This is a genomic window from Halolamina rubra (assembly GCF_000739555.1).
GTDB lineage: Archaea > Halobacteriota > Halobacteria > Halobacteriales > Haloferacaceae > Halolamina > Halolamina rubra.
In genome coordinates, this window is record NZ_BBJN01000023.1 from 17,008 (window position 1) to 31,409 (window position 14,402).

Genomic DNA, 14,402 nt, shown 5'->3' on the forward strand with positions numbered 1-14,402 from the left:
CTTAAAGCAATCCTTCGCCGCAGCCTTTTCCGGCAGGGGTAGAGAGGACCTGTCAGGATCTGGGGCGGATCGTCCCGCTTCAACAGATACATCCCTCTCACTTCACTGGGAACCGGCCGGATGCACGCAATCGGCGTGAGTTCGTACGAATCAGCGACGATACCGTCGGCGGACAGTGTCGAACGATCCGCAGCACGGAGTTCGACAGCGTACTCGTGAGTGTACTCTCCCAACTTACGGACGCAGTCGCATCGTTCCGGCAGAAGTCGGACGTGACCGTGTTCTCCCTGTCGGTCGGCACGCTGCTGGCGATCATCGTCGGCGTCGTCGCGTTCTCCGACGTGGTCGCGTCGACGCTCGCGACGGCGAACCAGTTCATCGTGACGAACCTGGGGTGGCTCTACCTCTGGGTCGTGTTCCTCTCGTTCGTGTTCGTGGGCTACGTGCTGATCGGCCCGTGGGGCCGGATCAAGCTCGGCGGCCCCGACGCCGAACCCGACTTCACGTTCTGGCAGTACCTCGTGATGACGTTCACCGCGGGGCTCTCCTCGGGCGGGCTGGAGTTCTGGGGGCCGGTCGAGCCGCTGATCCACTACGACAGCCGGCCGCCGTACTTCGGCGCCGAGGCCGGCACGTGGGCGCGGATGGCCGACGCACTCCAGTACGCCATCTACCACTACGGGCTCTCGGCGTGGGCGACGTACCTCGTGTTCGCGGTCGCAATCTCCTACTTCGTCTACCGGAAGGACGCGCCGTTCCGCCCGGCGGTGATCCTCGCGCCGTTCGTTGGCGTCGACAACCTCGACGGCCCGCTCGGCAAGCTGGTCGACGCGATGGCCGTCGTCGTCACCGTCAGCGGGATCACCGTCTCCTTCGGGCTCGGGGTCAGCCAGTTCGCCTCCGGGCTCGCGTTCAAGTGGGGCGTCGGCCTCGGCGAGGCGGGCCGGATCGGGCTGATCCTGCTCGTCGGCGCGCTGTTCCTGCTCTCGGTTATCGCCGGGATCCAGAAGGGTATCAAGCGCTTCGCCGACCTCAACGTCGTGCTGCTGATCGGGCTGATGGCGGCCATCTTCGTCTTCGGCCAGGCGACGACGCTGGTCAACCTGACGACGCAGGCGCTGATCGGCTACGCCACCGACTTCGTCGGGATGAGCCTCTTCTTCGCCCCGAACGGCGACGCCACGGGGTGGCTCGGCTCGTGGACACTGTTCTTCTGGCCGTGGTGGCTCACGTTCGCGCCGATGATCGGGATCTTCATGGCCCGGATCTCGAAGGGGCGCACGCTCCGTGAGCTCGTGTTCGCGGGGCTGTTCGGCTCCTTCGCGCTGACGGTGCCGTGGTACGCCGCGACCGGGGGCTCCGCGCTGCTGCTCCAGACCTCCGGCGCCGCCGACCTGCTGGGCGTGTACGACGCCTCGGGGCTGGAGGCCGTCGGGTTCGCGCTGTTCGAACAGCTGCTCCCCTACCCCGGCGTGTTCTCGGCCACACTCCTCCTGCTGGTGGTGAGCTTCCTGATCACGACGCTCGACTCCTCGACGCTCAGCATCGCGATGATGGCCTCGAACGGCGCGGAGTCGCCGTCGACGATCAACCGGCTCGTCTGGGGCCTGATGATGGTGCTGCTCACCATCGCGCTCAGCCTCGCCGGCGGGATGCCGGTGCTCCAGTCGTTCACGATCCTGGTCGGGCTGCCGACGGCGGTGCTCTGTGCGATCGCGATGGCGGGGATGCTGGTCGAGCTCGAACGGGAGTTCCCCATCCTCACGGAGAACCACCTCGAAGAGTCGCGGTGGAACACGAAAGGCACAACGCAGACCTCCGACGACTGAGCTCGGCAGCGATTCCTTCGCCGGGGCGAGCGCGCGCTCAGAGCTCGATGCGTTCGACCAGGCCGGCGTCGCTCTTCGTGTTGACGGCGACGATGCGGACCGCGTCCTCGATCATCGACTCCCGGAGCTTCGACTTGAGCAGATTGTCGACCTGGTAGACGCCGGCAGCGTTGACCATCTCGATCTCCACCATCACCGGCGTCCCGTTGCCGGACTGGAGGCTGACCTCGCGGATCGCCTGACTCGAGAGCGTATTGATCCCGCGCCCGCCCTCCTCGTAGGGGATGCGCGAGCGGCCCCGCTCCATGTCCAGCGCGTCGGCGACGCGGATCACGCCCGCCTCGCGGGTCAGCGGCGTCTCCGCGGTGTGGTGACAGAGGATCGCGTGGAGCACTTCGGCCTTGATCCGCACCTGCTCGGGGATCTCGTAGAACCGGTCGAGGAAGCGGTCGAGGAAGTCCGCGGCCAGCGGGATCGAGTAGTAGACGTGATCATCGCGGTGGACCACGTGGCCGATGTCGTGCAGCGTCGCCGCGAGGGCGACGATGACCGGCTCGTCGGCCTCGTCGAGCCCCTGATCGGTCGCGCCGTTGAACTCGACGCCGCCGGCCTTCAGCAGGTCGTACAGCCGGAGCGCGCGGTTGCGGACGATCTCGATGTGTTTGCTCCCGTGGTCGTTGTACCCCTTCCGTGTGACCGCGTTGACGTTCTGGGCGTCGAGGTAGGCCTCGACTTCCGGGTGGTCGATCAGTGCGGGCAGCACCTCGTTGAGCCGCTCGTCCGGGAACGCGTGCTCCCCCGCCGGGTCGTACTTGTAGTCGGCAGTGTCGCTGGCCATGGGCTAACAGTGACGAAGCGGACGGAAAAAAGGTCGTCGGGTGTGTCAGTGCTCGACGGCCGCCTCGACGGCCTCGTAGTCGGGCTCCCGGCCTGGGTCGTCGGCCAGCCACCGGTAGCTGACGGCGCCGTCGGCGTCGACGACGAACACGGAGCGGCGCGCGACGCCGTCGATGCCGAGCCGTTCGTAGCGCGTCTCGACGCCGTAGGCCCGGCAGATCGAGCCGTCGTTGTCGGCGACCAGCGGGAACGGGAGCGACTCGGCCTCGCGGAACTCGGCGAGGGCCCACGGGAGGTCGGTGCTGATCCCCAGCACGGTCGCGTCGTCGGTCGCCAGCGGGGCGAGGCTGTCGCGGAACGTGCAGAGCTCGGTCGTGCAGGTGCTCGAGAAGGCAGCGGGGAAGAACGCCAGCACCGTCGGAGTCTCGCCCAGATACGCCTCGAGGCTCCGGGGGGTGATGCCGTCGTCGTCGGCGACGGGTGCGCTGAACGTGGGGGCGTCGGTACCGACTGCGGGCACGCTGTCGTCCATGTGGCTGCGTCGTTCGGCCGCGGGAAAAGGGCTCTCCCGGGGTCCGTAGTTCCAAAAGGCCTATAGTCGATTGTGAGGTACATCCGCATAGAGATGTTCCAGACTGCGCCGCTTCAGGTACCGATCCCCGGGGGACCGGAGCTCATCATCATCCTCCTCGTACTCGTGTTGCTGTTCGGCGCGAACAAGATCCCGAAGCTCGCTCGATCGACCGGGCAGGCGATGGGTGAGTTCCAGAAGGGCCGCCAGGAGCTGAACGAGGAGCTCGAAGAGATGAAGGAGGGGCCGGATTCGGAGGACACGACGACGACGTCGACGACGACCGACGAGGAGGAGGACGCGGAGACCGAGAGTTCGACGACCGAGTAGCGCGGAAGCGTGTTCTTTTGTCCCCCGACCCGGTAGCGGCTGCTGGGGCGTGTGGCCTAGCGGACAGGGCGAGGGGTTCCTAACTCCTCGATCGTGGGTTCGAATCCCACCACGCCCGTTTTCCGGCGAACGGAGTGAGCCGTGAAAACGGCTCGGTGGGATTCCGAAGCAGGGAGGTCGCGCGCAGCGAGCGGACGCGAGCGAGCACGTCCGACCGTGGTTCGAATCCCGCCACGCCCGTTCTCGTGTCGAACGAAGTGAGACCGAGAACGTCGCGTGTGGGATTCGCGGCCCAGAGAACGAGCGTAGCGAGTTCTCGTGGTTCGAATCCCGCCACGCCGATCAGGCGTCGGGATCGAACGGTTTCGGGAGCTTGGTGTCCGCGCCCTCGTCCGCGATCGCGTCGGCGAACCCGGAGACCTCGTTCCCGATCAGTTTGGTGTTCTCGGCCGAGGTGTAGACGAGAACGCCGATATCGCCGTCTTCCGCGCGGATCGTGTTCTGCCGGATCCCGCTGTTGACGGTCTCTAGGGCCAAGAACCCGTAGTGGGCTACATCGTTCTCCCCCGGGTCGTCGTCGGTCACTTCGACGGTGTTGTGGATCGCGTTGTGCTCGTTCCCGCCCCACAGGGCGACGCCGGCGTCGTTGTTCCGGACGGTGTTCCGCTGGATCTGTACGCCGTCGCCGGGTTGGTAGAGGATGATCCCCGAGGACTGGAAGTTGTCCAGGTCCCACCAGTGGTCGGCGACCGTGTTGCCCCGCACTTGGGCGGTCGCGCCATCCCCGACCTGGATCCCGTTCTCGGCCCAGCCGTCGGATTTCGGCCCCAGACCGGTGACCTCGTTGTCCCGGATCGAGACGGTCGTCCCGGCGCCCTCGGCGAGGATGCCGACCCTGTGCCCGCCGTCGAGCGTGTTCGACTCGACGCGCCCGGCGGCGCCGCCGCCGACGGCGACAGAGAGGAACTGCCGACCGAGCGCGTCGTCGCCGTCGACGGCGTTGCCCGTGACGTCCACGTCGCCGCCCTCCACCCGGATCCCGAAGGTGGGACTGTCGGTCATACTCTCGACCGAGATCTCGTTGTTCGAGATCACGCCGGAGTAGCCGTCGTTGTAGACGGCGTACGCGCCTTCGGCGCCGTCGTAGAGCTCCTGCCCGTCGATCTCGATCTCCTGCCCGGCGATCACGAACTCGTCGTCGGTGGCGACGAGGGCGCCGTCATCGGTCAGTTCCGCGTTGACGAGTTCGGGGTCGTCGGTGCCGCTACCCTTCCCCTTTCCCGGTCCCTTCGCTATCGCCGTGGATGCACCCACTGCACTGAGTCCCGCTACTCCCAGCGTCGTGCCGATGAACGATCGTCGCTTCATCCCGTCTGCAACGATCGCGACAGAATGTTAAATAGCTAATTTGTTTGAGGAGAAACCACTACTGAAAGGGTCGAACACGGAGAACAACCGGTAGGCAAAAACAGTCAAAATACGGCAATAACCGGGCCACCCCACCGGCTGACTCCTCTCGGAGGGAAGCGGTCGCCGTCGGGGCCGGTCAGTCGGCTCCTTCCTCCATCCGCTCGTAGCGTTCGACGAACCGGGAGCGACACGAGGGGCAGCAGAAGTGGTACACGTCGCCGCCGAGCCGTTCGCTTTCGCCCTCGCTGTCGACCGTGTTGCCGCACTCGGCGCAGGTGAGCGCGAACTCGACGCCGCCGAGCGCGGGCGCCCACTCCACGTCGTCGACGACCGAGACCTCCCGCTCGCGCACGTCGGCGTCGCCGATCAGCTCCGCCAGCCAGTCGCGGACGCCGTCGGCCTGCGCGCGGCCGTAGAACAGCAGCTCCTCGTCGGCGGTCACGAACAGGTGCTCGACGGCGCTGGCCGCCGAGACGCGGTCGCGGAGCGCCGCCAGCCCGTCGTCGACGGCGAGGCGGACGAACACCGGGACGCCGGCGCGCAGCTGCGAGCGGTCCACGTCGACGGTGAACCGCTTCAGGACGCCGGCGTCCTGCAGGCGCGTGACGCGGTCCGACACCGCCGGGCCCGAGAGCCCCACCTCCTCCCCGATATCGCTGTACGGTCGGCGGGCGTCCGCCGCGAGCAGTTCGATGATCCGGAGGTCCGTCTCGTCGAGGTCGCGCATACCCCAGGTAGGGCGACCGGAAGGATATGGCTTCCGTGGCCCGTTCTCCGAGCTGATACTCCCAGGGGAGTTTTTTTGCGTGCGGGGATAGAGCGAGTAGTCAATGGCTACCGACGAGGGTGACTCCGCTCCCAGCCCGCTTGACGGCGAGGTGGAGGAGCGGCCCGAACCCACCGACGACGGACCGGACGCCGTCGTCGGGTCGTACACGTGGGACGATTTCCTTCGAGAGCACGGCGAACCGGACGCGGCGCGGACGCTCTACGAGCGCTTCGACGAGACGCCGGGCAGCGACCGCTGGGGCGAGGAGGAGCGCACGCTGGCACGCGAGGACTGGGAGCGGACCGACGTCGAGCCCGAGGAGTACCTGGGGTTCCCGCCGTGGGAGATCGAGGCGCGCATCGGCGCCGCCGGCCGGGTCGCTCAGGATATCACCGACTACTCCGACCTGATCGGCTACGACGAGACGCCGGTCATCAAGGACATCTACGGCTGGGAGGACTACAAGCGGGAGTACTTCTACGACGAGAACGGCGACCCGCCGACCGACGCCGAGGGCGAGCCCGAGACGTTCGACGCCGAAGAGGCGCTGGGGGTCCCGCCGGAGACGCTCGACGCGACGATGGCCGACTGCGAGCGGGCGGGCGAGGAACTGCAGGAGCTGATCGACGAGCGCACGGTGAACGTCGACGAGGAGGTCGACGAGGACGCGTTCTTCTCGGACCGACAGGGCCGGACCACCGTCGCCAACCGCTACGACCTGGAGAAAACCGTCCCGCTGGCGAAGAAACACCACTTCGAGGAGCGGGACCGCTACTGGGTGAACAAGCCGTACTCGTTCGTGGTGATCTTCCACTCCACGAAGGAGAACGAGATCAAGTACTACGTCGTCCAGCCCCACCTCACCGACATCGAGTCGGAGCTCTCGGAGTACCTGACTGACAAGCTACGGGCGTCGATCAAGTACGAGGACGAGGGCGGGACCGCCGGCGACGAGGAGCACCGCCGGTCGGTGATCGAGAACAAGACGCGGGAGCTCCTCGACCGCTACGACCTCTACGACGAGCCGAACGACGACGGCGAGGGCGGCGGCCTCGGCAACCGCGTCGCCGACACGTTCGGGATCGACCCCGACGGCGGCGGCGTCGGCGAGCGCGTCGTGGATCTGCTGGGGTACGAGGAGCCCGTCGACGGCGTCCGGGACCTGCAGGGGATCGAGGTCCGGCCCGAGCCGGTGCTGCTCGAGGAGGACGCCGACATCCTGAACGAGTACCAGGTCGAGAAGCTGCTGTACTACCTCGAACGGGACTTCATCGGCTACGAGCGCATCGACGGGATCAAACACGACATCAACGTCGAGGACATCTCCTGTGACGGGTACAACTCGCCCGTCTTCGTCTACCACTCCGACTACGAGCAGATCATCACCAACGTCTACCACGAGGAGGAGGAGCTCGACGACTTCGTGGTGAAGCTGGCCCAGCGCTCCGGGAAGGGGATCTCCAAGCGCCGACCGCAGGTCGACGCGACGCTCCCCGACGGCTCCCGTGCCCAACTCACACTCGGGCGGGAGGTGTCCGACCACGGGACGAACTACACGATCCGGCAGTTCAAGGACGTGCCGTTCACGCCGGTCGACCTGATCAACTGGCAGACGTTCAGCCTCGACGAGATGGCGTTCCTGTGGCTCTGTATCGAGAACCACAAGAGCCTGATCTTCGCCGGGGGTACCGCGTCCGGGAAGACGACCTCGCTGAACGCGGTGTCGCTGTTCATCCCGTCGAACACGAAGATCGTCTCGATCGAGGACACCCGGGAGGTCGAACTGCCACAGCGGAACTGGATCGCGTCGGTGACACGGCCCTCCTTCAGCGACGACGACAAGGGCGACGTGGACGAGTTCGACCTGCTGGAGGCCGCGCTCCGTCAGCGCCCGGACTACATCGTGATGGGCGAGATCCGCGGCGAGGAGGGGCGGACGCTGTTCCAGGTCATGTCCACGGGGCACACGACGTACACGACGTTCCACGCCGACAACGTGGGGGAGGTGCTGAAGCGGTTCACCACCGAGCCGATCAACGTCTCGAAGACGATGTTCACGGCGCTGGACCTGGTCTCCATCCAGACCTCCACGCGGGTGGCGGGCCAGAAGGTGCGTCGGAACAAGTCGCTGACCGAGATCAACCACTACGACGCCGAGAACGACGAGATCAACGTCCAGGACGTGTACCAGTGGCAGGCCGAGACCGACGAGTTCCTGAAGATGGGCGACTCGAACACGCTGGACGAGATCATGTTCGATCGCGGGTGGGACCGCGAGAAGCTGGACCTGGAGATCTTCAAGCGCCAGACGGTGCTGGCGTACCTGATCCACGAGGGGCTCAACACTTACACGCAGGTGGCGGCGACGTTCCAGGCGTTCATCAACGACCCCGAGACGATCCTCTCGCTGATGGCCAACGACCAGCTCGAGGCCTCGCTCGAGGACCTCCGGGAGATGGAGTCCGTGCTGATCGACATCGACCCCGAGAAGGAGGAGATGGTCCCCCGGCCGGACCCCAACGACGAGATCCTCGCCGAGACCGAGGAGATCCTCGCCCGCGCGGAAGAGGAGCTGTTCGAGCAGTACTACGGCGAGACGCCGGACGACGTGGCGGACGCGCTGGTCGACACCCAGCCACAGGGGAACGTCGAGGCCACGCCCGACGCCGCCGGGGAGCTCCCCGCCGGTGTCGAGGAGGGCGTCGACGTCGACGACGGCCCCGATCACGAGGCGATCGACGAGGCCGACGACGACAGAAGCGCGATCGACGACGGGCGCACGGACGGGGCCGACGACGAACCGACGCCCCAGCTCGAAGCCGGCGAGGACGAACAGGCAGAAGCCGACGCCGCGGCCGACGACGGCATCGACGACGAACTGGCCGAGGACGAGGGTGACGCCCCTGACGAAGCCTCTGACGACGAACTGGCCGAGCCCGAAGCGGCGGACGACGACGCCGCCGACGACGAACACGCAGCGCCCGACACGGCAGACGCCACCGACGACGAGCCGGCGACCGAACCGGAGCCGCTCGACGACACGACCCCCAAACAGCCCGGCGCCGCCGACGCGGCCGACAGTCCGGACGAGGAGGCGGCGAGTAACGAGGGGCAGTCCGCGCACGACAAGCCCGACGGGTTCGCCGACGCCGACCCCGCCGACGAGGCGTTCGAGGCCGACCCCGGGTTCGACGACGAGTTCGGCGAGGGGTCGGCAGCCGACGGGTTCGACGACGAGCCGTCCAGAGGGGACGCGTTCGGCGAAGGACCGTCCGCTGGCGAGGAGTTCACCGACGAGGGGCCGATCGAGGATCCGTTCGCCGAGGGGTCGTCCGGCGACGACGAGGAGGAGCCCGTCCTGGGTGAGCCGACCGAGGAGGAGACTGTCATCGGCGAGCCGTCGGACGACGAGTCCGAAGCCGAACCCGTCCTGGGTGAGCCGTCCGACGACGAACCCGTCGTCGGCGACTCGTCGGAGGAACCGACGGTGATCGGCGAGCCGTCCGACGACGGACCAGACACGGACGAACAGAAAGGGAACGAGAGAGCTACGGACAACCAGTCGGACGACGGCGACGAGCAGGTCACGGACGATCCGTTCGACGACGAAGAGCCCGTCGACGATCCGTTCGACGATGAGGAAGCAGTCGACGACCCGTTCGACGACGACGCGGCTACCGACGACCCCTTCGACGACGAGCCGGCGGACCCGTTCGGGAACGGGGCCGGCGGCGACGGCGACGAGCCCGACGAGGCGCCGATCGAGTGGGACGAACCGGACGACGACCCGGACCAGCCCCCCATCCAGTTCGGGGGGGAGTCAGACGACGCGGGCGACGACGAGTCAGACGAGCCGGCGATCCAGTGGGAGGACGAACCGTCCGACGAGTGGGACGATCCGAGCGACCTGAGCGTCGACGCCGGCGACGACGAGCCGCTGTTCGACGCCGAGGACGACGCCGACGACCCCGACGACCTGTTCCTCGGAGTGCCCGAGGACGAGGACGACAAGGAGTCGGACGACGGCGTCGACGTGGACTCGTGGTCGCTCGACGAGGAGGGCGACGAGTAGATGAGCCTCGAACTCGGCGAGGGTCGAGACGGCGACTCGGGCGCGTTAGCGGACGCGTTCTACCCGCTGTACAAGCTCCTGTTCGACACGGAGGGCGACTTCGTCAGCGACGTCGAGGGGAAGCTGACCGAGGCCCGGATGAACCAGGCGGTCGAGCTCTACCTCTCGCGGGCGCTGGCCGTCGGCGTGCTGATCGGTGGGATGCTCTGGCTCACCGGCAGCCTGCTCGGCTGGGCGGTGTTCCAGTTCGGGCTGATCACGCCCGAGACGCTTAGCCTCGGGATCCCCGCCGGGAGCGCCGAGATGGCGGCGACCCTGCAGGCGGCGACGGTGCCGGCGGTGATCCTCATGTCGGGGCTCGTGTTCGGCAGCGTCGGCTTCGGGATGGGGTTCGGGACGATCGTGGCGATCCCCTACTCGAAGGCGTCGACGCGCAAGCGGGAGATCAACATGCTGCTCTCGGACTCCGTCTCGTACATGTACGCGCTCTCGGTCGGGGGGCTGAACCAGCTCGAGATCCTCGAGTCGATGGCCGACGCCGACGACACGTACGGCGAGGTGGCGAAGGAGTTCCAGAGCATCGTCAACGAGACGGAGTACTTCGGCACCGACTACCGGAACGCGGTGCGCAAGCAGTCGCTGGAGACCCCCAGCGACGAGCTCTCGCAGTATCTGACGGACATGCTCTCCATCATCAACTCCGGGGGGGACATGGAGCAGTTCCTCTACGACAAGAAGGAGAAGCACATGCGCACCGCCAAGCAGGAGCAGGAGACCACCCTCGAGACCCTGGAGCTGTTCGGCGAGATGTACATGACGCTCTCGCTGTTCCCGCTCCTGCTCATCATCATCCTCGTGGTGATGAGCATGATGGGCAGCGGGCGGGAGATGCTCATCTACGGCACCGTGTACGCGCTGATCCCGCTGACCGGGGTCGGCTTCCTGGTGATGATCTCGACGGTGAAACAGGACGAGCCCGGCGACGGCTACCTCTCGCCGGGGCAGGGGAACGAGCGGCTCGCGGCCAGCCAGGACGAGGGGCTGTTCCACCTCGGCCTGATCGAGGCGTTCACGGGCCGGTTCAGCGTCTTCAACCGCATCAAGTCCCGCGAGGGCAACTACAAGACCCGCCAGCTGCTCTCGGCGCCCCAGCTGTTCTTCCGGGACAACCCCCTGTTCACGCTGGTGCTCACGCTCCCGACCGCCCTCGCGGTGATGGGCGTGCTGTTCTTCGACGGCTCGATGCCGACGACGTGGGACGGGATGATCGCGAACCCGATCTGGGGGACGTTCGTCTGGTTCTACATCCCCTCGTACATGACGCTCGTGCCGCTTGCGTTCTTCTACGAGTGGAACGGGCTGACGCGCCGATCGATCACCGGGAAGCTCTCGGAGAACCTCCGGAAGCTCTCCTCGGCCAACGACACCGGGCAGACGCTGCTGGAGTCGATCGAGACCGTCGCCGACACGTCGACGGGGAAGCTCGCCGACGAGTTCGAAGTGATGTACGCGAAGGTGAACTACGGGATGAGCCTGCGGGAGGCGATGGTCGAGTTCAACAACAAGTACCACATCCCCCGGCTGGCACGGACGATCAAGCTGATCGCGGAGGCCCAGGAGGCTTCGAGCCAGATCACCGACGTGCTCTCGACGGCCGCCCAGTCCTCCGAGAACCAGGACGACATCGAGCGCGAGCGCAAATCCCGCACCCGGATGCAGGTGGCGATCATCCTGATGACGTACCTCACGCTGCTCGCAGTGATGGCGATCCTGAAGGTGCAGTTCCTGGACACGATGGCCCAGATGGGCGGGAGCGGCGGCGGCGGGAGCGGTGGGGGCGGCGTGAGCTTCGGCGCCAGCGTCGACGTCGACCTGCTCTCGCTGCTGTTCCTGCACGCGGTGACGCTGCAGGCGGTGCTCTCGGGGTTCATCTCGGGGTACATCCGCGACGCACAGATCATCTCGGGCGTGAAGTTCGTCGTGATCCTGCAGACGCTGGCGCTGGCGGTCTGGGTGGTGGTAGTGTGAGCCGCCTCGCCGCCGACGATCGCGGGCAGACGGTGCTCGACTACGCCATCGGCGTGGGGATCTTCCTCGTCGCGGTGATGTTCGTCGTCGCCACCATCCCGGGGATGTTCGCCCCGTTCGTCGGCGCCGGCGACGCCCAGATCGCCGACCGCGTCGCGACCTCGCTGTCGACGGAACGCCTGGGCGCGCCCGACGAGCCGTACCTGCTCGAGCGCGACTGTACGGTGGCGTTCTTTGGGAGGTTGGACGGGGACGACCCGGACGCAGACGGATGCCGGTTCGACACGTCAGCGGACACACTCCAGGAGATGTTCGCCCTCGACAGTAGCCAGGCGATTCAGGTGCGGATCGAGAAGTCTGACGGCGCCGCCGCCGTGATCGACGGCAGGACGCTCTCGGCCGGGGGCGACCCGCCAAGCAGCGTCTCGGTGACGACGGCGCGTCGCACCGTCGCGATCGACGGCACGACGTACTGGCTGGAGGTGCGTGCGTGGTGACGGGCGACGACCGCGGGCAGGCTCACGCGCTGGAGGCGATCACGGCGGGGATGTTGCTGCTCGCCAGCCTGCTGTTCGCGCTGCAGGTGACCGCCGTGACGCCGCTGACCGGGAGTACGTCCAGCCAGCACATCGAGAACCAGCAGGCGAAACTCTCCGAAGGCGTGCTGGCCGCGGAGGCCGAGAACGGGACGATCGTGCCGACGCTTCTGAGCTGGAACGAGACCGGCCACTTCAACGAGGCGGAACCGGGCGGGTTCCACGGCGGCGGCCCGCCGACGGCGTTCGGGAACGTGCTCGACCGGACGCTGCGGGAGCGAAACATCGCGTTCAACGTGAACGTCTACTTCATCACCGAGAGCGGGGAGCGGAGCCGCCACCCGATCCGGCTGGTGGATCTGGGCTCGCCCTCCGACCACGCGTCGACGGCCTCGCGCTCGTTCACCGTGTACGACGACGACGTACTCCGCGAGACGAACGCGACCACGGAGTCCACCAACCGGACGGAGACGACGCTCTCGGAAGCGGACTTCTTCGCGCCCGACGCCGACGACAGTCGGGTGTACAACGTGCTGGAGGTGGAGGTGGTCGTATGGCGGATGTAGACGATCGCGGGCAGCTGCTCCTCGTGGGCGCGCTCACGCTGGCGGTGATGCTGGTCGCGCTGGCGGTGCTGCTCAACGCCGCCATCTACACCGGCAACGTCGCGACCCGCGACGCCGGCACCGGGGCGGGCGAGGCGATCGAGTACGAGGGCGAGGCCAGGACGATGGCGCAAGCGAGCATCGACGGCGTCGACGGCGACAGCTACGCGGAGATCCGGGGAAACTTCACCGACAGTGTCGACGGCTGGGACGATCTCGTCCACACCCATTCGGCGGCGTCGCTGGCGGCCACGAACGTGACCACCGCCGACATGACCAACGGTAGCCGGATCGGTCAGGACACGGACCGGAACTTCACCGACGACAACGGGAACTCGACGTGGACCGTCGCCGAGGACAGTCACGCGCGGGCGTTCCGACTCAACGTTACGCAGGGTGACCTCGCGTCGGGTGCGTCGGACGCGTTCCAGGTGACTTTCAACGACAGCACCGACGAGTGGGGGGTCTACGTCCACACGAACAGTGACGATAACGTATCCGTCACTGTAGAGAACGAGACCGACACCGAGGTCGGCAGCTGCACGGTCGATCCCGGCGACGACGACCGGGCGGTGATCGACATCACCGACGGCACCGTCGCCGGCCAGGACTGCCCGGAGCTGCGGTTCTTCGAGAACCTCTCGGGCACGTACACGGTGGGCTACGTCGACACGCTCGACGGGGGCGAACAGGTCAACGGCACCTACTCCCTGGTCGTCGACCAGCCGGAGGGGAGTCTCGTGACCGGCGCCGACGAGGACGCCGGCGCACCGGCGGTGTCGCCGGCGCTGTACAGCGCGAACCTCAGCGTCACCTACCGCTCGTCGGACCTCCTCTACAAGTCCGAGATCCGGGTCGCCCCCGGGGAGGCCGGCGACGATGACTGACGACCGCGCGACTGGGGGCGTTCGCGCCCTGTTCGGCGACGAGCGAGCGGTGTCGACGACGCTCGCGTACACGCTGACGCTGTCCATCACCGCGGTGCTGGTCTCGGGGCTGCTGATCGCCGGCGGCGGGCTGATCGAGGACCAGCGGCAGGCGATCACGCGGGACGAGCTGACCGTCTCGGGCCAGCAGCTCGCCGGGGGGCTGGAGGACGCCGACAGGCTCGCCGGCGCCGCCGAGGACGGCACCGTGAAGGTGGGAATCTGGCTCCCCGCGGACGTCGGCGCGGGCGGGGAGTACAGCCTCCGGCTGGTGAACCACCCGACCGACGCCGATCAACCCGCACGGGGGACCGTCGTCGTCGACGCCGAGAGCGTCGACGTGAGCCGGAACGTCAGCTTCCGCACGGAGTACCCCGTGGCGAACAAGACACTGCCCGGGGGCCCGGTGACGATCGTCGTCGAGGACGACGGCGGCACCCGGGAGCTCGTCGCGTACGAGGAGGGTGAGGCGCCGTGAGCGATCGTCCG

The 14,402-nt window shown here is 67.3% G+C and carries 12 protein-coding genes and 1 tRNA gene; 9 read left to right on the top strand and 4 right to left on the bottom strand.

Annotated elements, in window-relative coordinates; all coding sequences use genetic code 11:
* Positions 1-215: 215 nt before the first annotated feature.
* Entirely contained in the window at positions 216-1,829 is a 1,614-nt protein-coding gene (locus ACP95_RS06705) for a BCCT family transporter (protein WP_049980467.1), read from the top strand.
* Positions 1,830-1,866: 37 nt separating this feature from the next.
* Here the strand turns inward: ACP95_RS06705 and ACP95_RS06710 are convergent, their stop codons facing one another.
* Positions 1,867-2,667: an HD domain-containing protein gene (locus tag ACP95_RS06710; protein ID WP_049980468.1), complete on the bottom strand. Its 801-nt coding sequence runs from the start codon at positions 2,665-2,667 to the stop codon at positions 1,867-1,869.
* Positions 2,668-2,712: 45 nt separating this feature from the next.
* Positions 2,713-3,186, bottom strand: coding sequence for a redoxin domain-containing protein (locus tag ACP95_RS06715; RefSeq protein WP_049980517.1), 474 nt, complete (start codon positions 3,184-3,186; stop codon positions 2,713-2,715).
* A 105-nt stretch (positions 3,187-3,291) separates the two neighbouring features.
* On the opposite strand from ACP95_RS06715, the gene ACP95_RS06720 reads away from it, so the two are divergent.
* Together ACP95_RS06720 and ACP95_RS06725 are read left to right on the top strand one after the other, a co-directional pair.
* Positions 3,292-3,567, top strand: a complete 276-nt coding sequence (locus ACP95_RS06720) for a Sec-independent protein translocase subunit TatA/TatB (protein ID WP_049980469.1) — start codon at positions 3,292-3,294, stop codon at positions 3,565-3,567.
* Positions 3,568-3,612: 45 nt separating this feature from the next.
* Positions 3,613-3,685, top strand: a tRNA-Arg gene (locus tag ACP95_RS06725).
* Between the two features lie 224 nt (positions 3,686-3,909).
* On the opposite strand, the gene ACP95_RS06730 is transcribed toward ACP95_RS06725, so the two are convergent.
* Complete coding sequence (locus ACP95_RS06730) at positions 3,910-4,935, bottom strand: right-handed parallel beta-helix repeat-containing protein (RefSeq protein ID WP_049980470.1); 1,026 nt, start codon at positions 4,933-4,935, stop codon at positions 3,910-3,912.
* Positions 4,936-5,113: 178 nt separating this feature from the next.
* Positions 5,114-5,704: an AsnC family transcriptional regulator gene (locus ACP95_RS06735; RefSeq protein WP_049980471.1), complete on the bottom strand. Its 591-nt coding sequence runs from the start codon at positions 5,702-5,704 to the stop codon at positions 5,114-5,116.
* A gap of 103 nt (positions 5,705-5,807) precedes the next feature.
* Here ACP95_RS06735 and ACP95_RS06740 point away from each other — a divergent pair, with 103 nt between their 5' ends.
* The 6 genes from ACP95_RS06740 to ACP95_RS06765 are packed head-to-tail and all read left to right on the top strand — an operon-like array spanning position 5,808 to position 14,391.
* Positions 5,808-9,818 (top strand): ATPase, T2SS/T4P/T4SS family, encoded by a 4,011-nt coding sequence (locus ACP95_RS06740; RefSeq protein ID WP_082224608.1) that lies wholly within the window; start codon positions 5,808-5,810, stop codon positions 9,816-9,818.
* Entirely contained in the window at positions 9,819-11,846 is a 2,028-nt protein-coding gene (locus ACP95_RS06745) for a type II secretion system F family protein (RefSeq protein WP_049980472.1), read from the top strand.
* Positions 11,843-12,343, top strand: a complete 501-nt coding sequence (locus ACP95_RS06750; protein WP_049980473.1) for a DUF7287 family protein — start codon at positions 11,843-11,845, stop codon at positions 12,341-12,343. The genes ACP95_RS06745 and ACP95_RS06750 overlap by 4 nt, the downstream gene beginning before the upstream one ends.
* The gene (locus ACP95_RS06755) at positions 12,340-12,948 is read left to right on the top strand and encodes a DUF7288 family protein (protein WP_237560413.1); all 609 of its coding nucleotides are present in this window, start codon (positions 12,340-12,342) and stop codon (positions 12,946-12,948) included. The genes ACP95_RS06750 and ACP95_RS06755 overlap by 4 nt, the downstream gene beginning before the upstream one ends.
* Positions 12,936-13,874, top strand: a complete 939-nt coding sequence (locus tag ACP95_RS06760) for a DUF7261 family protein (protein WP_049980475.1) — start codon at positions 12,936-12,938, stop codon at positions 13,872-13,874. Before ACP95_RS06755 ends, ACP95_RS06760 begins: the two co-directional genes overlap by 13 nt.
* Positions 13,867-14,391 carry a DUF7266 family protein gene (locus tag ACP95_RS06765; RefSeq protein WP_049980476.1) on the top strand — a complete coding sequence of 175 codons (525 nt, stop codon included), beginning with the start codon at positions 13,867-13,869 and terminating at the stop codon, positions 14,389-14,391. The genes ACP95_RS06760 and ACP95_RS06765 overlap by 8 nt, the downstream gene beginning before the upstream one ends.
* Positions 14,392-14,402 lie beyond the last annotated feature (11 nt).